Annotated in this window: 16 protein-coding genes; 8 read left to right on the top strand and 8 right to left on the bottom strand. The window is 33.2% G+C overall.

The window, feature by feature from the left end:
• Positions 1–41: 41 nt before the first annotated feature.
• The 4 genes from aceB to MST30_RS14210 all read left to right on the top strand — a co-directional run bounded on the left by aceB (position 42) and on the right by MST30_RS14210 (position 7,368).
• The gene (gene aceB / locus MST30_RS14225) at positions 42–1,640 is read left to right on the top strand and encodes a malate synthase A (RefSeq protein WP_243472072.1); all 1,599 of its coding nucleotides are present in this window, start codon (positions 42–44) and stop codon (positions 1,638–1,640) included.
• A 79-nt stretch (positions 1,641–1,719) separates the two neighbouring features.
• Positions 1,720–3,351: an isocitrate lyase gene (locus tag MST30_RS14220; protein ID WP_243472071.1), complete on the top strand. Its 1,632-nt coding sequence runs from the start codon at positions 1,720–1,722 to the stop codon at positions 3,349–3,351.
• Positions 3,352–3,608: 257 nt separating this feature from the next.
• The gene (locus MST30_RS14215) at positions 3,609–4,436 is read left to right on the top strand and encodes a tetratricopeptide repeat protein (RefSeq protein WP_243472070.1); all 828 of its coding nucleotides are present in this window, start codon (positions 3,609–3,611) and stop codon (positions 4,434–4,436) included.
• Between the two features lie 4 nt (positions 4,437–4,440).
• Positions 4,441–7,368, top strand: a complete 2,928-nt coding sequence (locus MST30_RS14210; protein ID WP_243472069.1) for a T9SS type A sorting domain-containing protein — start codon at positions 4,441–4,443, stop codon at positions 7,366–7,368.
• 86 nt (positions 7,369–7,454) lie between these two features.
• Here MST30_RS14210 and MST30_RS14205 read toward each other — a convergent pair whose 3' ends face one another.
• The 7 genes from MST30_RS14205 to MST30_RS14175 form a co-directional block, all read right to left on the bottom strand.
• Positions 7,455–8,117, bottom strand: a complete 663-nt coding sequence (locus MST30_RS14205; protein ID WP_243472068.1) for a 3'-5' exonuclease — start codon at positions 8,115–8,117, stop codon at positions 7,455–7,457.
• Between the two features lie 2 nt (positions 8,118–8,119).
• The gene (locus MST30_RS14200) at positions 8,120–10,009 is read right to left on the bottom strand and encodes a DUF294 nucleotidyltransferase-like domain-containing protein (RefSeq protein WP_243472067.1); all 1,890 of its coding nucleotides are present in this window, start codon (positions 10,007–10,009) and stop codon (positions 8,120–8,122) included.
• Positions 10,010–10,089: 80 nt separating this feature from the next.
• A complete protein-coding gene (locus MST30_RS14195; protein ID WP_243472066.1) occupies positions 10,090–12,576 on the bottom strand; it encodes a TonB-dependent receptor in 2,487 nt (828 codons plus the stop codon).
• Positions 12,577–12,695: 119 nt separating this feature from the next.
• Positions 12,696–13,160, bottom strand: a complete 465-nt coding sequence (locus MST30_RS14190) for a hypothetical protein (protein WP_243472065.1) — start codon at positions 13,158–13,160, stop codon at positions 12,696–12,698.
• Positions 13,161–13,162: 2 nt separating this feature from the next.
• Positions 13,163–13,504 carry an arsenate reductase (glutaredoxin) gene (gene arsC / locus MST30_RS14185; RefSeq protein WP_243472064.1) on the bottom strand — a complete coding sequence of 114 codons (342 nt, stop codon included), beginning with the start codon at positions 13,502–13,504 and terminating at the stop codon, positions 13,163–13,165.
• Between the two features lie 53 nt (positions 13,505–13,557).
• A protein-coding gene (gene prfB / locus MST30_RS14180; RefSeq protein ID WP_243472063.1) for a peptide chain release factor 2 occupies positions 13,558–14,656 on the bottom strand; the annotation gives its coding sequence in 2 pieces (ribosomal slippage) (positions 13,558–14,592 and positions 14,594–14,656; 1,098 coding nt in all).
• Between the two features lie 149 nt (positions 14,657–14,805).
• Positions 14,806–16,011: a hypothetical protein gene (locus MST30_RS14175; RefSeq protein WP_243472062.1), complete on the bottom strand. Its 1,206-nt coding sequence runs from the start codon at positions 16,009–16,011 to the stop codon at positions 14,806–14,808.
• A 297-nt stretch (positions 16,012–16,308) separates the two neighbouring features.
• Here MST30_RS14175 and MST30_RS14170 point away from each other — a divergent pair, with 297 nt between their 5' ends.
• Positions 16,309–17,481: an ATP-grasp domain-containing protein gene (locus MST30_RS14170; protein WP_243472061.1), complete on the top strand. Its 1,173-nt coding sequence runs from the start codon at positions 16,309–16,311 to the stop codon at positions 17,479–17,481.
• A gap of 31 nt (positions 17,482–17,512) precedes the next feature.
• Entirely contained in the window at positions 17,513–18,532 is a 1,020-nt protein-coding gene (locus MST30_RS14165; protein ID WP_243472060.1) for a threonine aldolase family protein, read from the top strand.
• 4 nt (positions 18,533–18,536) lie between these two features.
• Here MST30_RS14165 and MST30_RS14160 read toward each other — a convergent pair whose 3' ends face one another.
• Entirely contained in the window at positions 18,537–18,860 is a 324-nt protein-coding gene (locus MST30_RS14160) for a YbaB/EbfC family nucleoid-associated protein (RefSeq protein ID WP_243472059.1), read from the bottom strand.
• 78 nt (positions 18,861–18,938) lie between these two features.
• Here MST30_RS14160 and MST30_RS14155 point away from each other — a divergent pair, with 78 nt between their 5' ends.
• Positions 18,939–21,002 carry a S9 family peptidase gene (locus MST30_RS14155; RefSeq protein WP_243472058.1) on the top strand — a complete coding sequence of 688 codons (2,064 nt, stop codon included), beginning with the start codon at positions 18,939–18,941 and terminating at the stop codon, positions 21,000–21,002.
• Positions 21,003–21,072: 70 nt separating this feature from the next.
• Complete coding sequence (locus tag MST30_RS14150) at positions 21,073–22,110, top strand: cysteate synthase (protein WP_243472057.1); 1,038 nt, start codon at positions 21,073–21,075, stop codon at positions 22,108–22,110.
• The last annotated feature ends 37 nt before the right edge of the window (positions 22,111–22,147 follow it).

Below are 22,147 nucleotides of genomic sequence, written 5' to 3'. Positions count from 1 at the left end.
AAAAATACGTTGTAACATTGTTTCATCAAAATCAAAAGGTTATGGAAATTTCAACAACAAATCAACAAAACGTAAAATTTGCTCCAGCAGTAAAAAATGTTTATCCAGAAATATTAACAGAAGAGGCGTTAGTGTTTTTAAATGCATTGCACGAAAAATTCAATGATAAAAGACTTGCTTTATTAGAACGTCGCGAAAAGCAGCAGTCCGTTTTTGATTCAGGTAAGTTTCCTTCATTTCCTGTTGAAACTAAAGAAATTAGAGAATCTGATTGGACAGCAGCTCCAATTCCTGATGATTTATTAGATAGACGTGTAGAAATCACAGGTCCTGTAGACCGTAAAATGGTGATTAATGCACTTAACTCTGGTGCAAAAACCTTTATGGCAGATTTTGAGGATAGTAATGCTCCGAGTTGGGCAAACAATATAGAAGGTCAAATCAATCTAAGAGATGCCAATACTAAAACCATAGAACTTAGAGATGAAGCAAGAGGTAAGTATTATAAGCTTAAAGAAGAAACAGCAGTGCTTTTGGTGAGACCACGAGGTTTGCATCTCAACGAGCGTCATTTATTGGTAAATGAAGAAGAAATGTCTGGCAGTTTGGTAGATTTTGGTTTGTATGTGTTTCACAATACCAAGACATTAATGAAAAAAGGGTCTGCTCCATATTTTTATTTACCAAAACTAGAACACTATTTGGAGGCACGTTGGTGGAACGAAGTTTTTGAATATGCTCAAGCTTATCTTGGTGTACCTCAGGGCAAGTTTAAAGCAACATTGTTAGTAGAGACTATAACAGCAAGTTTTCAGTTAGATGAATTTATATACGAATTGAAAGACCATATTGTTGGTTTAAACTGTGGTCGCTGGGATTATATTTTTTCTTATATCAAAAAGTTCAGAAACCACGAAGGCTTTGTAGTTCCAAATCGCGATCAGGTAACAATGACAACTCCTTTTATGGCTGCGTATTCTAATTTGGTAATTCAGCGTTGCCACAAAAGAGGTATTCATGCTATGGGAGGAATGGCAGCACAAATTCCGATTAAAAATAATCCAACCGCAAATGCACAAGCTTTAGAAAAAGTAAGAATCGACAAAGAGCGTGAAGCTAAAAATGGTCACGATGGTACTTGGGTGGCGCATCCTGCATTAGTTGAAGTAGCTATGAAAGAATTTGATAAGTATATGCCAACACCAAATCAAATCTTTAGAAAGCGAGAAGATATAACTGTAACAGAAGCCGATTTGGTAGAAATACCACAAGGCACTATAACCGAGGCTGGCATTAGAAAAAACATTAATGTTGGTATACTATATATGGAAGCTTGGTTAAGAGGATTTGGAGCAGTTGCACTTTACAATTTAATGGAAGATGCGGCAACAGCAGAAATTTCTAGAACACAAGTATGGCAATGGTTAAAGAATGAAGCATTTCTTGAAGATGGTAGACAATTTAATCGAGAGTTGTTCGATACAATTTTTGATGATGAAGTTGAAAAAATTATCAGAGAAGTAGGAGAAGGTAAGATTAAGAATACTAAGTTTTGTGATGCTATAAACTTGTTTAAAAGATTAGTAACACAACCAGAGTTTGAAGAGTTCTTAACCCTTTCGGCATATAAACAATTATAATCAAAAAAATCCCGCTAATGCGGCAACATTATACGGGATTCATATTAAATCTAATATATCATTAATACACTTCAAAATTATGAAAAATTTACCACAATCTAACTATGCTTCTGCCTTGCAGACTGTTAAAGATTTAAAGAAAAAATTTGGAAACAACTGGGCAGCTATTAACCCAGAGAACGCTGCCAGAATGGCAACCCAAAACCGTTTTAAAACAGGTTTAGATATTGCTAAATATACAGCTGCAATAATGCGTCAAGATATGGCGGATTACGATGCAGATGCATCTAATTACACACAATCTTTAGGTTGCTGGCACGGTTTTGTAGCGCAGCAAAAAATGATTGCTGTTAAGAAGCATCATAAGACAACAAGCAAGCGCTACCTATATTTATCTGGTTGGATGGTTGCTGCATTACGTTCAGAATTTGGACCATTACCAGACCAATCTATGCACGAAAAAACAGCTGTGCCTGCATTAATCGCAGAGATTTACGATTTCTTACGCCAAGCAGATGCCATTGAGCTTAACGATTTGTTTAGAAGGCAAGCTAGTGGTGAAGATGTTCAAAATGAATTAGACAATTTTGAAACACATGTTGTGCCAATCATAGCAGATATCGATGCTGGTTTTGGTAATGAGGAAGCTACATATTTATTGGCAAAAAAGATGATTCAAGCTGGTGCTTGCGCTATTCAGATTGAAAATCAGGTGTCTGATGCAAAGCAATGTGGACATCAAGATGGAAAAGTAACCGTTCCGCATGAAGATTTTATAGCAAAATTGAATGCTGTACGTTATGCCTTTTTAGAACTTGGTGTAGATGATGGTATCATTGTAGCACGTACCGATTCCGAGGGTGCTGGATTAACACAAAAATTACCTGTAAGTAAGGAACCAGGTGATTTGGCTTCAAAATATTTAGCTTTTGTTGATGTTGAAGAAGTAACTATGGATGAAGTAAAAGAAGATGAGGTTTTATTAAAGCGTAATGGTAAGTTGGTAAGACCAATAAGATTACCAAATGGTTTATATAAGTTCAAAGATGGTTCTAACATTGATAGAGTAGTGCTAGATTGTATTACAAGTCTTCAAAATGGTGCCGATTTATTATGGATTGAAACACCAACACCAAATGTGAAGCAAATTGCACATATGGTGAATAGAGTGAGAGAAGTTGTGCCTAATGCTAAATTGGTGTATAATAACTCGCCTTCATTCAATTGGACTTTAAATTTCCGTAAACAAGTATTTGAAGAAATGCTAGCTGAAGGTGAAAATATGACAGCTTACGACAGAAACAACCTTATGAATGCTGAGTATGATGGTACAGAACTATGCCATAGAGCAGATGAAAAAATTAAGACATTCCAAATAGATGGAGCTAGAGAAGCTGGTATTTTCCACCATTTAATTACATTACCAACATACCATACCACAGCATTACATATGAATAATCTAACAGAAGGCTACTTTGGTAAAGATGGTATGTTAGCTTATGTTAGAGATGTGCAGCGTCAAGAAATTAGAAAAGGTGTGTCTTGCGTAAAACACCAAAGAATGGCAGGCTCTGACCTTGGTGATGACCATAAAACATTCTTTGCTGGTGATAATGCTTTAAAAGCAGGTGGTGAAAAAAACACCTCTAATCAATTTGAAGCAAAAGACAATGAAATTAAAACAAAAAAGAAATTAAGTGTAGTAGCTTAAAAATATGATGAAGCAGTTAATGTAACAATAATCTGTTGTTTAATTAATTTTAGTTAGGAGAAAACACATCCAATATTGGATGTGTTTTTTTATTTTAACATTTTGAGGGTTAGTAGTTTAATTTGCTTTTATGCGTTTGTTTGTCTAGCTCATTGTATTTAAACAAGTAATATTACACTTGGTCTAAATTATTCAAATTCTGTTTGAATTTTGATTTCTTTTGATATGCTATTAATTACCCCAAACAATTATAAACTTTGCGATTTAGATTACTCTACATATTATCTTTTGTGCTCTCAAGTACAGCTCTTAATGCACATGGTGATTTACACAAACGAATACAGGAAGTTACCGAAGAGATTCATAAGAATCCAGACAGTGCCAATTTATATTTCAAAAGAGGTAAACTTTATTATCAACACAGTAATTACATTAATAGTTTAAAAGATTTTAAGTCTTCAAGTAAATTGGGATTAGAATCTGTTGAGCAGGATTTCTATATAGCAAAAAGTAATTATCATCTTGAAAATTTTTCAAAGAGCATAAGAACTATCAAAAGAATCCTAAAAGAAGATTCTGGTAATGTTGGTGCTCTAAAGTTATTGGCAGATATATACTTCAAAAAAAGTAAATATGAAAAGGCCGCGAACTTATATGATGAAGCTATATTAAACTCTGAAGCAGCTCTTCCAGAGGATTACCTATACGCTTCAAAAGCATGGTATGCAATAGGTACTGAGTATGGTCATAAACGATCACAGTCTATATTGATTGAAGGTATTGAAAAATTAGGAGATATTATTGTTTTGTATAACGAACTTATTTCAAATTATATTGAGATGCAAGACCTAGATTCTGCTGTGAAATTCCAAAATAAAGTAATTAAAATAAGTAATAGAAAAGAACGGGCTTATCTAGAACTCGCTAATATTCAAATTCAACAAGAAAAATTTGAAGAGGCAAAGATTTCAATAGATAAGGCAGAAGATAGTTATAAAAAATTGCCTCATAGAATACGGAACGCCAAATTTATGAGAGAATTTTATTCAGAACTAAAGACAAAAAAAATTGAGCTTAAAAAATAAATATATGAAAAGAAATTACACATTATTGTTTTTATTACTAGTATCATTGTCTTCATTCGGACAAGCTATAGTAAGGGGACCATATCTCCAGAAAGGGACTGAGACAGGTGTTACTATAAAATGGAGAACAGATGTAGATGATACATCGGTTGTTGAATATAGTACAGATGTAACATTTACAACCTACTCAACGTTAAGCGACGCTACCCTAAAAGTAGATCATGAGCTTGAAATTACTGGTTTAGCTTCGGGAACTGTATATTATTACAGAATAGGAACTGGTGGTAGTATCATGTCAAATAACACAGATATTTATTTTAAGACTCATCCTACAATTGGTACAGCAGACCCTTATACGTTTTGGATTCTTGGAGGTATAGGTAAAGCTGGTTTTAGTTCTAATTCAGCTGCAGCAGCTGAGGTGAGAGATGCATATTATTCTTATATAGGGAGTAATATCACAGATGGCATTATTTTGACTGGTGATAATGCAGATTCAAAGGGAACTGATGCTCAATTTCAAAATAGTTTGTTTAATACATACTTTTATAAATTGCAAAGTTCAATTGTTTGGTCTACCATCGGGAACATAGATGGACAATACGTTAATAATACGACCGCTCCAATAGGAGCTTATTATGATATTTTTACATTTCCAACATTAGGTGAGTCTGGTGGTGTAGCATCTGGTACTGAATCGTATTATTCATTTGATTATGGGAATGTTCACTTCATAGTATTAAATTCTTTTGATGAAGACAGATCTGTAGGTGGTACTATGTATAATTGGGCTCTAAATGATATTCAAAACACGACACAGCAATGGGTTGTTGGAATCTGGCACCATCCACCATATTCAAAAGGATACCATACTTCTGAAGGCGTGCAATATAATGGTGATCCAGCAGAAATACAGCTAATAGAAATGCGAGAGAATATTATACCAATGCTAGAAGCAAATGGAATAGATTTAATTATTGCAGGTCACACCGAGGTCTATGAAAGATCTTATTTTATTAATGGACATTATGGAGAATCTGCATCTTTTGATTTTGCAACACACGCCGTTGGTCCAAATGGTGATGGTGATGGAAGATCTACTAATGATGGTGCATACAGTAAAAGTAATGTTGGAGAAAATGCTGGACTAGGAACAGTATATTCGGTAAATGCAACTGCATCTCGTGTTGCTAATGGAGAACTTGATCATAACGCTATGTTTTATGCTGTGAAACAGTATGGTACAGGTATTTTAGAAGTTGATGGCAATAATCTTTCGATGAAGTTTTTAAATAGATATGGAGTTGTTGAAGATAATTTCACCATCCATAAAGGTCCAGATTATGTATATGATAATGGTTGGCAAGATGGTAATGATCCTAATGGTGTAGCCACAGATCTAGAAGATTTAGTTGTGGTTTCTGGTGATGCCAACATAACTACAAACACAACATTTAATACTGTTACTGTAAATCCTGATGGAAACCTAATCGTAGATTCGGGTGTGAGTTTAACAGCGAATAGTATCGTTTTAGAGTCAGATTCTGATGCTTACTCTAGTTTAAATCCTTCATCTACAAGTACTGTAACTGGTAGAGCGAGGTATAAGAGATATGTTAACCAAATCGGTACATCTTCAGGAGGTGGAAATGATTTAATATCCTCTCCCGTAACAGATGGAACTATGGAGGCTTTTAGTGACTTCGCTGATTGGAATAAAAACATAGCAGCCCTTAACAATATTAGAGCTTTTGCACCATTTAATAATGTTTCTGGTAATTATGAGAATTATGATATCGTTGTGAACGAAACCACACCGCTTGAAGCTGGTAAAGGCTATCGTGGAGCAACAGTAGACGGAAGTCCTGTGGTATTCACAGGTGCTGTTAATGTTGGTAATGTTAACACAACAATTTCTGCTGGAGCTTCTAGTTCGTGGAATTTAGTAGGTAATCCTTATACTAGTTATATAGATGCTCAAATGTTTATAAGTGAAAATGGATCAACTGGTAATGATGTTCTAGATTCTAATTATAATGCGGTTTATGGTTATAATTCAGGTACGGACGGTTCAGGTATATGGACAATTATAAACAATATTCAGAATGTTGGTAAAAATATTGCACCAGGACAAGGATTTTTTGTATTCTCTAATGGTACTGGAGGAACAAATAACTTATCTTTTACGTCAGCAATGAGAACTACTAATGGTAATGATGATTTTATTTTAGGAAGAAATAATTCAATTTCTCACCTTAGTTTGAGAGTTGAAAGTAACGCAAATAACTACGATACAGATTTTTATTTTTCCGATAATTGTTCGTCTGGTTTAGATGTTGGATACGATGCAGGATCTTTAGATGCTAGTGACGCTGATTTTTCATTGTATTCTCATTTAGTTACTGATAATGTTGGTGTTGATCTTGCTATTCAATGTTTGTCTTTTGAGGACATGGAAAGTGTAGTGGTTCCTTTAGGAATGAATGCTTCTGTTGGTGACAATATTATTATTAATATCCATGAGAACGATTTATCAGAAGACATTAATATTTATCTTGAGGATAATTTAGATAATACTTTTACATTACTGAATTCTAATACCTATAGCTTTACAGCAATAGAAGATTTGGAAGGTACTGGTAGATTCTTTCTGCACTTTTCACCTTCAACTTTATCTAACGATTCTAACGCTCTTAATGGACTTGAAATCTATACAAGTACCAATCCAGATTTACTTAATATTAACGGTATGTTGGTTGGAAAAACACAATTAGATCTTTATGATGTACAAGGTAGATTAGTATTGTCTAGAGTATTGGAAAGTGGAAGTAATACCAATTCAATAAATGTTGAGGCTCTACAATCTGGTGTTTATATTGTAAAACTAGATGTTTCAGGTGCTATAAGAACAGAAAAAGTGATTATTAATTAATAAATTTCATAACTTTCATAAACAAAAAGCACATTCAATTTAGGATGTGTTTTTTTGTTTATTAATAAATCTTAAAAGAACTCAAACTATAGCAACCCAATACGTTTTTGTGTCTTTTCTAAATCTTTTAAGTTGAATTTTGAATTTGTATTTAATTTAGAAACAAGCTTTAAAAATAACAACGCTGTAATATATGCATCACCAGAAGCTGTATGTCTATCGTGAAGTGGGATTTTAAACCTGTCAGATAATTCGTCTAAGCTGTAATGTGTTTTACTTGTGTCTATTTTTGTTTTCTGAAAAATATGTCCAGTATCAAGAACTTTGTTCCTTAGTTTTGGTAATCCCAATCTTGTAAGAGCAGCATTAATCATTGCAACATCAAAAGCGGCATGATGAGCCACTAAAACGGCATTATTTATATAGTCTAAAAAGAGTTCTATTGCTTTAGATTCTTCAACTTTTGTGAGTTTACCTTCTTTTAATAAACCGTGTATTTTTACAGTATCAGCATTAAATTTATCTTGTTTTAAGTACAACTCTAATTGGTCTGATATTTTAATTTTTAAATCTTCAACGGCAACGCAACCTATAGATAAAATCCTATCATTTTTAGTGTCTAGACCTGTGGTTTCAGTATCAAAAACGACAAATCTAATCTGTTCAATATTCTGTTCTTGAGTTTTTGAGAAGTAACTTTTGTATGCTCCCCAAAATTCGTGATAAGATTTGCGTGTAAACCAATTCATTATTAAAGTAATTGAGAAAGTTTAAAACGCATTTTTATTAATTCCTGAACCTCTTTTACAGCCTTAAAACTACGTTTTAGTTGTAGACGATTTCCTTTATCTAAAGATTCTAAGTCTATAAACCTACCTGAGTCACCATGTTTTAACCCTTGTGTTGTTCTGAAGGTTAAGAGGTTTTTATAAGCTTCAATACAAAATAGATATGTGTCTTTGTTTTGTGGTTCTAATTCTGTTAGTTTTTCATAACGTTCTATTGTGTTGTTAATAGCCTTAATGTTATGGGATAGAATTAATAATCGTGCAGCATCTACTAGAGGCATCATAGCGCGAGCTTTAATATCAAATTGATCTTTATGCTCTCCATTATCTTCTACTAAAAATTGTCTAAAAAAGCTTAATGGAGGTGGATTTTGCAACGCATTTCTTCCTAAATAGGTTAAAAAAATATCATAACTGTCAATACTTTTAAATATACTTTCAGATAATTGACTTACAAGTTCTTTGTCTCCGTAGACATGTTCATAATCAAAGAAAATAGTGCATAGCATAAGGTTATCTTGATCTGGCGTTGTAATCCAACTATTAAATTGTTGCGACCATTCCGAAACCGATTTGCACCACTTAGGATTATTGGCCATCATTTTGGCTGGACATAATTCAAAACCTACTGATTCTAAGTCTTTATTGATGTAATCTGATAGTTTTAAAAAGTATGATTTTGTAGTATTCAAGTTTTCTGAATTTCCATCTTCAAAAACAAGAGCATTGTCTTGGTCTGTCATTAACAATTGTTCTTGTCTGCCTTGACTACCAATGGCTAACCATGTAAATTTAGCAGGTGGTTTACCATTCATTTTAGCCATAGAAAACTCAATAATTTTTTGTGTTATGGTATCATTTATAGCAGATACTAATCTTGATATAAAATCTATGGGAATATCCTGTTCTAGGTAGCGCGCTAATAGTTTTTCGGTACGCTGTCTTATATTTTTTAGTTGCTCTGCAGAACGACTTCGTTTTATTTCTTTTATTAATGCTGAGGCATTATTTTCTCTTAAAACAATTATGTCGTGTTCAGATAAAATACCTGTTAGTTCAGAATTGTTTGTGCCATCCTTTGTAATACATAAGTGCGTTATCTTATGCTTTAGCATTGCAATTTGAGCTTCTGCAACCGTAATGGTTTCAGGATAGGTAATAACAGGTGAAGACATAATTGTAGAAACAGTATTGTCTATTTGGTACTTTCCTGTTGCAATTTTTGTGCGTAAATCCTTATCTGTAATAATACCAATTGGTTTGAGATTATCTACAATTATGATAGAGCCTACATGCTTATCTGTCATAATATTAGCAGCTTCTTTTATGCTCGTATCAATTCTGCATGTTACGGGATTTTTAGAATAGTCTGCTGTTTGTAAATAGGTGTATTCGGTTGAGTTTTGAAGCGTTTTTACAAAATCATCATCACTTGCATTTTTTCCTCTTGTGTTAGATACAAAACTCGCCATAAGAAACTGGCTGGCATTAATATTGGCGGTAATGTAAGCTTCAAGACTTTCTAGAGAAATACTGTAAACTATACTTTCCTCAATAGCTTTAGCGTAGAGTTTATATTCGCCTTTGCGGAGTAGGGCACGAAGACCAAAAATATCACCCTCGTCGCATTTGTCTACCAGATTATTATTGGCTCTAAACAAGCCAACAGCGCCATCTCTAACAACATAAAAATGATTAGCTACAGGTTGTCCAATCTCAAAGAGAAATTGATTATTCTCTAAATAAATAACATCTACCGATTTTGAAACCGATAAAAGCTGTTCTTTAGTTAATAAATTAAATGGAGGAAAGCCTTTAAGATAATCATATATGCGTTCTGCAATAGTATTCATGTAAGCAATTTAACTAAAAAATGACCTTTTGTACATGAGAAAGGTCATTTTTGTTGCTAAAATGCTATAGGTAAGTTTGTCTATCCTTCAAAATCAAAATTATCTCCACCACCTTCTCCACCACGATCACCTCGTTCGCGTTTATTTTGCTGATTAAAACGGTAGGTAAACGCTAAGTTAAATGAGCGTACTCGCCATTGAAATTCGCTGTAGTTATTAAAGGTGTCTGTAAAGTTGTCACTACGACGTTTACGAGAATTAAAAAGATCTCTCACATTAAATGCTATAGAGGCTTTGTCTTTAAATAAATCTTTACTAAAAGCTAAGTCTGTAGAAAAAATACCTTTGTTTTTACTTTGAGCAGTTTCACTTGGCCCTCTATAGAATAAGCGAGTTTGCCAATCTATGTTACCAGGAAGCGTATATTTATTATTCAATCTTATGAACCAACTAATATTGTCTGCATCAAAGTTCTGACCTTCATAATCACCTCTGGTACTTGAGTTAAATAAGTTGAAGTTACCATTAAGATTCCATTTTTTTGTTGGTCTGTATGTTAATGTAAACTCTAAACCAAAACGATCGTTTGTGGCTAAATTAATTGGAGTACGTTTTATTACAGGTACAAGATCATAATCTTCGTTTAATTGTTCAAAGTTTGGATCGTTGATATTAATAGTTTGATTGGTTTCATAGATGTAAAAATTATCAGTTTCTAATGCTACAAAATTAAAAGCATCTTTGGCACGTTGAAAGTAGATAGAACTTGTTAGTGATAATTTTCCAAACTTTTTAAAATATCCTACATCAAAGGCATTTGAAGTACTTGGATCTAAATCTGGATTACCTTGAAATAGGTTAGTGGCACTACTTCTTGAAGGGAAAGGATTTATAAATCTAGAACGTGGTCTTCTAATACGTCTATTATAACCTAAAGTTATGTTTTCGTTTTCAGATAACTCAAAAGCTAAATTTACAGTTGGAAATAGTTGATGGTAATCTTTTTTGTTAAAATCACTACTAGTGACTTGGTCTATTGTTATTCTGGTACCTTCGTAACGTAATCCTAGCAGATAAGAAAATTTCTCACCTATTTTATTTCCGTATTGTGTATAGAAAGCATTAACATACTGTTTAAAGTTAAGGGCGTTACTAAGATTGGTATTGACCTGAAAAGTATCACCATTATCAAAACTGGATTCTACGAGATAATCTGTGTATAAATCGAAAAATTCACCTCGATAACCTAACTCAAACTGTCCTGTTTCATTTATAGGTTTTACATAATCAGCCTGTAGCAAAATACGATCTTGGTTTTCGTCGGTTTCTACAAATTCTACATCAAAACCATTTTGATTAATAATTGACTGCTCTATCTCTCTACTATCCTCGTATTGAAAGTCGAACGTTAATTTATGTTGACTATCTCCATTAAATTGTTTGTCGAAACTTAGTGCGTATTGTGTGGTTTTATCATCTTCTAGCTCTGGGTCTCTACGAATGGTTGTATTAATAAGTGTGTTGTTAGAATCAAACTCTCGGGTAAGGTTAAACGTATTACTTTCGTTATCACTATCTCTATAAACTAAAGAGGCTGTAATAGAACTGGTTTCATTAATATACCATTCTATACCAGTATTGGTACTGTACCCTTTACGAATACGGTCAAAATCTCGATCTTCAGTTAAGAATGTACTTGGCTCATCTCCGTTAAAGTATTCTGTTTCATTAGTTGCATTACCAGGAGATTCTCTGTAGTCGTAACTTGTGGTGTTGAAAATATTTACATCTCCAGTTCTATAGTTTACGTTTCCAGAAATGCCAGCTTGCCATGGGTAACCACCATTAACTGTAATAGCTCCATTTAAACCTTCTAATTTGCTACGTCTTAATATGATATTTAATATACCTGCTGAGCCTTCAGCATCATACCTTGCTGATGGAGAAGTGATAACTTCAACGCGTTCAATGGATTCTGCAGGTAACTGTCTTAAAGCATCTGTTGAATTTAGACCAACTAATCCAGAGGGTTTACCATTAATAAGAATTCTAACATCATCATTTCCTCTTAAGGATACAGCACCTTCTACATCTACAGAAACAGAAGGTACATTGTCTAGTACGTCACTTACAGTGCCACCTCTTACAGTTAGATCTTTACCAACATTATAGATTTTTTTATCAAGCTTAATCTCTACAGTAGTTCGTTCTGCAACAACAGTAACTTCATCTAAGGAGGCAATATCTAATGCTAAGCTAACAGTACCTAGGTCTATAGATGCTGTTAAAGTTTTATTTAGGTATTCTTTTGTAATGTAGGAAATGTATTCTACATAAATGTTGTAGGTGCCTGAAGGGATTTCTATACTAAATTTTCCATCAGTGTCAGTGATTCCACCGGTTACTACTTTGTTATCTGAGGTAGATTTTAGTGTTATGGTGGCGTATTCAAGAGGTATGTTTGTGCCTTCTTCAATAACTTTTCCCTCAATTTTTATGTCTTTTTGTGCAAAAGATAATGAGAGATTAAACAATAGGATTACTAATAAAGTTAAGTTTAATTTCATTACAAGTGGTTAGTGGTTTTGCTTTTTTAGATGAGCAAAAATACTTTTACTTGCGGTGCATTTGGTTAATCTTATGTTAAAGGAAAAATATGGGTTTTCAATTTTTGAATAGTTGCAGACTATTCATCTTTGTCTTTCTTTTTCTTTTTGCGTTTTTTCTTCTTTTTCTTTTTTACATCTTTTTCATCGAAATCTCCTTTGATCATGTCTTTTATCTTTGTCATATCATTTTCTGATATTAATTCTTCAAGATCTTTAAAGTGTGTTTCGTTAAGTTTTTTTATGGCTTCTTTTCTGTCTATTGAATGTTCGTACTTTATTTTTAACACCTCTTTTTTTGCTTCAAAGTAGGAGTTTAGGTATTGTTTAATGATTTCTTTTTGAAAATCATCAGCTTCTAGTGTAGTTAAAAAATTGGCAATAAATTCATCTTTTCGGTCTTCTAGCTTTTGTTCATATTTTTCAATTTCTTCTTTTGTTGGTTCTCTGCTAATTACCGGGTTTCCCATGCGATCTCTACGAGACTGAGCATATGTGCTAAATGCTAAGAGTAGTATAAAGGTTAAAAGTGCTGCTTTCTTCATAATTAAACAATGTCTAAAATTAATTCTTTAGGTCTTCCTATTACGGCTTTGTTGCCATTAACAATTATTGGTCGCTCTATAAGTTTGGGGTTATTAATCATAGCTTTAATAATTTGCTCGTCTGATAATTCTTTGCCTTTGTAATCTGATTTCCAAATAGCTTCATTCTTTCTAATTAAATCCATAGGTTCAATACCTAATTTAGAAATAATTGTCTTAAGTTCTTTCTCGCTAATTAGATCCTCAATGTATTTTATTACTTCAAATTTTTTTCCAGATTGTTCTAATAGTGCTAGTCCTTCTCTAGACTTTGAGCATCTTGGGTTGTGGTAAATCGTTATCATGTTGTTTTATTGTTCAATTTTTATGCCAATAGTTTTGATAAATTTTATATTCGTCATTCATCATTTTTTTGTCCCATCATCATTAGGTACGCTTTTAAGAAAGGCTCTAAATCTCCATCCATAACTGCATCTACATTACCAGTTTCATGAGTAGTACGTACATCTTTTACTAATTTATAGGGATGCATTACATAGTTTCTAATCTGGCTTCCCCATTCAATTTTCATTTTGCTAGCTTCAATATCTTCACGTTGTGCCATTTGTTTTTGTAGCTCAATCTCATAAAGCTGAGATTTTAACATTTGCATGGCTCTGGCTCTGTTATCGTGCTGTGAACGTGTTTCGGAACATTGAATTTGTATACCTGTTGGCTTATGCAATAATTGTACTTTGGTTTCTACCTTGTTAACGTTTTGTCCGCCAGCACCACTTGAACGTGCGGTTGTGATTTCTATATCGGCAGGATTTATTTCGATCTCAATAGAATCATCAACTAAAGGATAAACGTATACAGAAGCAAAACTTGTATGACGTTTGGCATTACTGTCAAAAGGCGATATTCGTACCAAGCGATGAACTCCATTTTCGCCTTTTAACCATCCAAAAGCATAATCTCCTTCAATTTCTAAAGTTACTGTTTTTATACCAGCAACATCTCCTTCTTGGTGGTTAAGTTCTTTCACTTTAAAGCCACTTTTTTCTGCATACATTAAATACATACGCATTAGCATACTAGCCCAATCACAAGATTCAGTTCCTCCTGCGCCAGCTGTAATTTGTAAAACAGCACTAAGACTATCTCCTTCTTCAGAAAGCATGTTTTTAAACTCTAGTTTTTCTATAGCATTTATAGCTTTTTCAAACCTAGATTCTACATCGTCTAACGATGCTTCCTCTTCTTTGTAGAATTCGTAAATAACTTCTAAATCTTCAAAAAGTGTTTTGGCAGTATTATAATCATTAACCCAACTCTTTTTTTCTCTAAGAGAACGCATTACCAATTCTGCTTTTTTAGAATCGTTCCAGAAATTAGGGTCGAAAGTTTGCTCTTCCTCGTTAGCAATTTCTATAAGTTTGGTATCTAAGTCAAAGATATTGTCTAAGTATATCTAGACGGGAATTAAGATCTTTTATTTGATCTGATGTTATCATAATAATTTGAAATTTTCACAAATATAATAGGCATTGATAAAGTGCCATAATTTTGAAAAGCTTTTTTGCTTTAGAACTTTTTTATGCATAAAAAAACCGTCTAAAGTAAAATTTAGACGGTTCTTTTATTTAAAGGTATCTATTAATGATTACCACCACCAACACCAATTGTAAGAAGGCTCGTAGTCACATAATTCTCCACCAGAAGTACTTGTTCCACTAACAACTTCCACAACTCCACGTTTGTAACCAGGACCAATGTTTAAGTTACAATCAACTTGGAATTTAGTATAATAACAGTTACCTACATAAACGTAAATCCACTTTCCAAATGTACCGTCGGCATTAGTACCGCTTACAGCCATTTCTTCGTTCTGACCTACAACATCATCAAATATTTTAACTGCATAACAGGTGTTTTCGTAACGTTGGTATAATCTAACTCTGTAATCGTGATGCCAATCCCACTTAAATGTAATTTGGTTTACATCACCAATACAATCGTTACACTCAGCTTCAGGTAAATCTTTAACTATTAATAGTGATTGTACATTGTCATAATCTGCAGGAATAAGAAGTAACCCTATTTTACCACCACATTCAGGTGTATATCCTTCTCCATTTGCTACTGCTGCATCATAGATTTCATCACCTAAAGCATTATCAACTGCGTCATTCCAATCACCAGGAGTAAGAGTTAAGAAGTCAGTGTAATCATTGTCGAAAGGACCTTCAATAAGTTTCCAAATAGCATACTGTACATGACCATAAGCATATTGAGATCCTGCACTGTAATCAATATTGTTTAATATCCAGTTAACCTTATCAAAATTTTGAGAATTTGTAAAAACATCTTCAAATGTTCCACCTGCTAAAATAGCAGAGTCATAAGTAGATATTACAGTAAAATCAATAAAATCATCATCAGCTCCAAGGTGAGGTAATCTATCAGAACAAAAAGCTTGCATTACATCTCCACCATCTATTGCGATATCAAAGTAAGCGTTAGTTCCAGGCTTATCTACAACTTCAATGTTTACTGTTGTATTATAACCAGTTTCAAGCAAGTCTGGAGTACAATCTGTGTAGTCGTTATCATCTCCGTTGTTGTTACCTCCATAGTTACCCCATGAGCCCCATGTTTTTGCATTGGTTAAAGTTGGGGTAGCAAGGTTTTCACTTCTTTCATTAAATGTTAATTCCTTGTCTTCTTCACCATCAGATACAACCATGCCCTTTTCATCAAATCTTAAAGCGGCTTGTTGTTGATTTTCAATTTCTTGAGTACTTTCGTTTTGACATGAGGCAAAAACTACAAGAACCACAAGTAATACTAATTTAGTAATGTGTTTCATAATTATTAATTTAGGTTAATAGCATTAAAAATTTATGTAAAAGTATTTGTTAAAACTATTAACACGCTAAAAAGTTGATGAAATTGAATATTTATTAGTTAAATAGTTGAACTTCAAATTTAATCGACGAATTAACATTTATTATAGATAACAGAATAAGTATTCAATTTATCGAAGAAAATTTTAAATAGGGTTTAATTACTTACTTTTGGCTCGTTTTAGAGATGTAGTTTGTAATTAATAAATGCTATTGTTTATTTAGGTTTTTTTGTAAATAAAAGATTTAAAATCAATTGAATGAGAAATAATCCTAATACTTTTTCTATTTTAATTCCAGATGGTGAAACCACTTTGCTTTCTAATGTGGTTCATAGTCTTTCTTTAGTAAGAAACGTAAAGATTTATGTGCTGTCTTCTCATAAAAAGAGATACTTTAAATATTCAATTGATAATAGCTGTTTTAAACACTCTAGATTTATAGAAAAGTTTATCTATTATAAAAATACCACAACCGAAGAATGGATAAATAAAATAGATGCTACAGTAAAGGCTTATGATATAGATCTCGTTATGCCGATTTTTGATGTGAGTACAAAGAGAATTTTAGAGCATTACCATAAGCTTAAAAGTAAGTCTAAACTTTGTTATTTATCTAGTCTTGCTAATTTTGAAACAGCATTACGCAAAGATTTGCTATATCTGTTTTTAAAATCTAATAATTTACCATGCCCTGACAGTATTATTGTTGATTCAAAATTTGAATACGATGCCATTAGTATGGACTTCCCTTTAGTAGCAAAACCAACATATGGTTTTAATGGAGGAATGGGAGTAAGACTAGTTAAAAATAGGAAGGAGTTATTAGAATACGTTAAAACAAGCAAAGCAGATAATCCTATTTTGCTTCAAAAATTTATAGAAGGCTTTGATGTAACTTGTAGTGTGTTGTGTAAAAATGGTGAGATACAAGCTTATACAATGCAAAAAGCAGTATTGGTTGAGAGCATTAAAGTTACTCCTCAATTTGAATTTAGCTTTTTCCATAATGAGACTTTATTAGAACTAATGAAAGATTTGATGAAGGCATTGAATTGGTCTGGTGTTGCTAACATAGATTTTAGATTAGACAAAACAGATAACACTTATAAAGTGATTGAGATTAACCCTAGATTTTGGCTTAATACAGAAGCTTCTGCTTTAGCTGGTGTCAACTTTCCTTATTTATATTGTTTATCTACTTTAAACGAAAAAGTAGAGTTTACACCTGTTAAAAACGGTACTTTTTTACACCTAAAAGCTTTGGTAAAACATCTCAAGCGTAATCCATTATTAATTTTTAAAACTAAGTTTTTATTAAATAATACACCTGTTAGGTTTGTGATTAAAGACCCCTTTGTATTGTTGTGTAAGTTTATATGGAGAACCAATAATATTATATCTTCAAAAATTCTTAAAAGGAAAACATCTTAGAGTATTATCTTTACATCATAGAAATAAGATTATGATAATAGATTTAAGAAGCGATACGGTTACCAAGCCAACCAAAGGTATGTTAGAAGCTATGATGTCTGCAAAAGTTGGTGACGATGTTTATAAAGAAGATCCATCTGTAAATGCACTAGAAAAACAATTAGCAGAACTATTTGGGATGGATGAAGCTTTGTTTTTTCCAACAGGTACAATGGCAAATCAAACCGCATTAAAGCTACACACCAATCCTGGTGAGCAGGTGATTTGCGATAAATATGCTCATATTTATAATTACGAAGGAGGTGGAGCATCTTTTAATAGCGGTATTTCATGTAAACTAATAGATGGGCATCGTGGTATGTTTACAGCAGAACAAGCTGAAGCAGCAATAAATCCACCAGATTTTTATCATAGCCCTCTTACCTCGTTAATAGAGATTGAAAACACCACAAATAAAGGAGGTGGAGCGTGTTGGGACTTTGAGGAATTAAAAAAAATAGGACGAGTAGCAGATAAGCATAATCTTGGTTATCATTTAGATGGCGCAAGACTTTGGAATGCTATGGTAACTAAAGGAGAAAATCCTAAGCAATATGGAGAATTATTCGATACCATTTCGGTTTGCTTAAGCAAAGGTTTGGGTTGCCCTGTAGGTTCTGTTCTTTTAGGGAAAAAAGAGCTTATGAAAGGAGTATTGCGTGTTCGAAAAATTCTTGGTGGTGGAATGCGACAAGTTGGGTATTTAGCTGCTGCCGGACTTTATGCTTTAGACCATCATATAGAACGTCTTAGTGAAGACCATAAAAAAGCTAAAGAAATAGGTGAGGTTTTGTCTCAGCTATCTTTTATAAAAACTGTAGAGCCAATAGAGACTAACATTATTATTTTTGAACTAAACGATACAATTAGTGAGACCGATTTTTTAAACAGACTCAAAACAAAAAACATACATATTATTGGCATGGGAAGTAATAAGCTACGAATGGTAACACATTTGGATTATACCAATAATATGCATGAAGTGTTGCTAACAACACTAAAGAGTTTGTGAAAAGCTATTTAAACATATCTAAGCCAGGAATATTTGGCATGCCTTCTTTGGCAACAGCAGCAATCTCAGTTTCATTAACGTTTGTTGCTTTTTCAATGGCTTTGTTAAGTGTTAAGATTAGATAATCTTCAAGCATTTCTTTGTCTTGCAATAGCTCTTCATCTATAGCAATAGACTTAATTGTTCTATTTGCTGTAATGGTTACTTTTAGCTTATTGTCGCTACTAGCTTCATCAATTAAAACTGTATCTAAACGCTTTTTGGTTTCTTCAACTTTTTTTTGAGCTTCTTTCAATTTGCCCATCATGCCCATCATATCTCCAAACATATCTTTATCTTTTAAAAATTACGAAGCAAAATTACTAAATTGCGCCACTTTTTTAGATTAAATTTTTCTTAAAACCGTATGACGAAGTCCTCAGGTATAAATCCGCCAATAGCTAAGAAGATTCAACACAAGCTGGAAAAGCATGGAGATGTAAGAGTTGATAATTATTTTTGGATGAAAGACAGAACGCATCCTGAAGTTTTAAATTATCTAAAAGACGAGAATGCATATTGCGATGCAGAGATGGAGCATACCAAAGCCTTTCAGAAAAGTTTGTTTGAAGAAATGAAAGCCAGAATAAAAGAAGACGATTCTTCGGTGCCCTATAAATATAATGGCTATTGGTACATTACTAAGTTTGAGAAAGGTAAAGATTATCCTATTTACACTAGAAAAAAAGAGTCTTTGGACAATCCTGAAGAATTGCTTTTTGATTGTAATAAAATGGCAGAAGGTCTCAGCTATTTTAAGTTAGTAGGTATTAGCGTAAGCCCAGATAATAAGAGGATTTCGTTTGGTATTGATACTACCGGAAGAAGACAATATACCATCCAAATTAAAAATTTAATAACGGATGAGATTCAAGAAGATAAAATCGAAAACACTACAGGATCTTCAACATGGGCAAATGATAATGAAACCTTGTTTTATACCAAAAAAGACCCAATAACGCTTAGGGCTTACCAAATTTTTAGACACAAATTAGGGACAAACGTAGAAGATGAATTAATATTTCAAGAAGGTGACGACACCTTTGGTGCTACGGTCTATAAATCAAAATCCAGAAAATACATCATCATTGCCTGTTACAGTACTTTAACTAATGAGTATCATGTTCTCAATGCAGATAATCCAAATGGTAAGTTTGAAGTCTTTCAACCACGCGTTAGAGGTTTAGAGTACAGTATTTCTCATTACGATGGTCATTTTTATATTCTAACAAACAAAGATAAAGCCACTAATTTTAAGCTCATGAAATGTTCAGAGAACGACAGAGCTATAGATAAGTGGATAGAAGTTATTCCGCATAGAGAAGAAGTACTTTTAGAGGATATAGACATTTTCAAAAATTATCTTGTAATAAGTGAACGCGATAATGGACTTAATAAAATAAGGATAAAGCGTTGGGATAATTCACAAGATTACTATCTACCTTTTGATAACGAAACGTATACTGCATACACAACAACTAATGTTGAGTTTGATACCGAAAGCTTGCGTTATGCTTATAATGCATTAACAACACCAGCTTCTGTTATTGAGTTTAATATGAAAACCCAAACAAAAAAAGTATTAAAGGAGCAGGAGGTTTTAGGTGGTAATTTTAATAAAGATAATTACGTTTCCGAGCGTATTTGGGCTACAGCAGAAGATGGTACAAAAATTCCTATGTCTGTTGTTTATAAAAAGGGCATAAAAAAGGATGGAACTAATCCTTTGTTACAATATGCGTACGGCAGTTATGGCTCTACAGTAGACCCATATTTCTCAACAATACGATTGAGTTTGCTTGATAGAGGTTTTATTTACGTTATTACCCATGTAAGAGGAGGAGAATACCTAGGAAGGCAATGGTACGAAGATGGTAAACTTTTAAAGAAAAAAAATACATTCTCAGACTTTGTAGCTTGTTCTATTCATTTAATTAAGGAAAGGTATACGTCATCTAAGCATTTGTATGCTATGGGTGGTAGTGCAGGAGGTTTACTAATGGGAGCAATAATTAACATGGCTCCAGAATTATATAATGGTATAATTGCAGCAGTGCCTTTTGTAGATGTGGTAACCACTATGTTAGATGATTCTATTCCGCTAACGACAGGTGAGTATGACGAATGGGGAAATCCTAATGATAAGTTATATTATGAGTATATGAAATCGTATTCACCATATGATAATATAGAAGCAAAAGATTATCCAAATATGCTGGTAACAGCAGGTTTACACGATTCTCAGGTACAGTATTGGGAGCCTGCAAAATGGGTTGCTAAGCTTAGGGAGATGAAAACTGACACCAATAAATTGTACCTTAAAACTAATATGGATGCTGGTCATGGTGGTGCTTCAGGACGTTTTGAAAGCATCAAAGAAGACGCAGAAGAATATGCTTTTCTGTTAGATTTAGAAGGTATTTCGAGTTGATTTAAAAAAAAAGTATTAGTTTTGCGAGGTTTTAGAGTGTAATATTTTTACACTTGATTAAATAGCATTTATGGACAAAAACAAAAATGTATTTGATAATGTATTACAAATAATAGGTAATACACCGCTTATCAAGTTAAACAGAATGACCGCAGACTACGACGGCGAGTTTTATGCTAAGGTAGAAGCTTTCAATCCAGGTCATTCTTCTAAGGACAGAATCGCATTACATATTATTGAAGAAGCTGAGCGTCAGGGTATTTTATCACCTGGTGATACAATTATAGAGACTACTTCTGGTAACACAGGGTTTAGTATTGCTATGGTTAGTATTATAAAAGGCTATGAGTGTATTTTAGCTGTAAGTTCAAAGTCTTCTGCAGATAAAATAGACATGTTAAGGTCTATGGGCGCTAAGGTTTATGTATGCCCAGCTCATGTTAATGCAGACGACCCAAGATCTTACTACCAAGTAGCAAAAAGATTACACGAAGAGATTAAAGGCTCTATTTATATCAATCAATATTTCAACCAATTAAATATTGATGCACACTATAATTCTACTGGTCCTGAAATTTGGAACCAAACCAATGGTGAAATTACTCATTTAGTAGCATGTAGTGGTACAGGTGGAACGATTTCTGGAATTGCTAAATATTTAAAAGAGCAAAACCCTGAAGTTAAAATCATAGGTGTAGATGCTTATGGTTCTGTATTGCAAAAATATCATGAAACCAGAGAGTTTGATGAAAAGGAAATTTATCCATACAGAATTGAAGGTTTAGGGAAGAATTTAATTCCAACAGCAACAGATTTTGATGTTATAGATAAATTTATCAAAGTAACTGATGAAGAAAGTGCACACACTGCAAGAGAAATTTCTAATTCAGAAGGCTTATTTGTAGGTTATACAAGTGGTGCTGCAATGCAAGCTGTAAAGCAATTAAATGCTGAAGGAGAGTTTAAACCAACAGATAAAGTCGTAGTTGTTTTTCCAGATCACGGATCGCGCTATATGAGCAAGGTTTATAGTGATAAATGGATGGAAGATCAAGGCTTTTTTGATAGCAAAAATGTGGTTTCTGAAACCATTCAGTACATAAAATAAAATAAATTAAAGGATATATAAAGCCTACCTGTGATTG

Origin of the sequence: Winogradskyella sp. MH6 (assembly GCF_022810765.1) — a bacterium.
GTDB lineage: Bacteria > Bacteroidota > Bacteroidia > Flavobacteriales > Flavobacteriaceae > Winogradskyella.
Note: the sequence above shows the minus strand (reverse complement) of the source record. Positions and strands in the feature narration are given on the sequence as shown.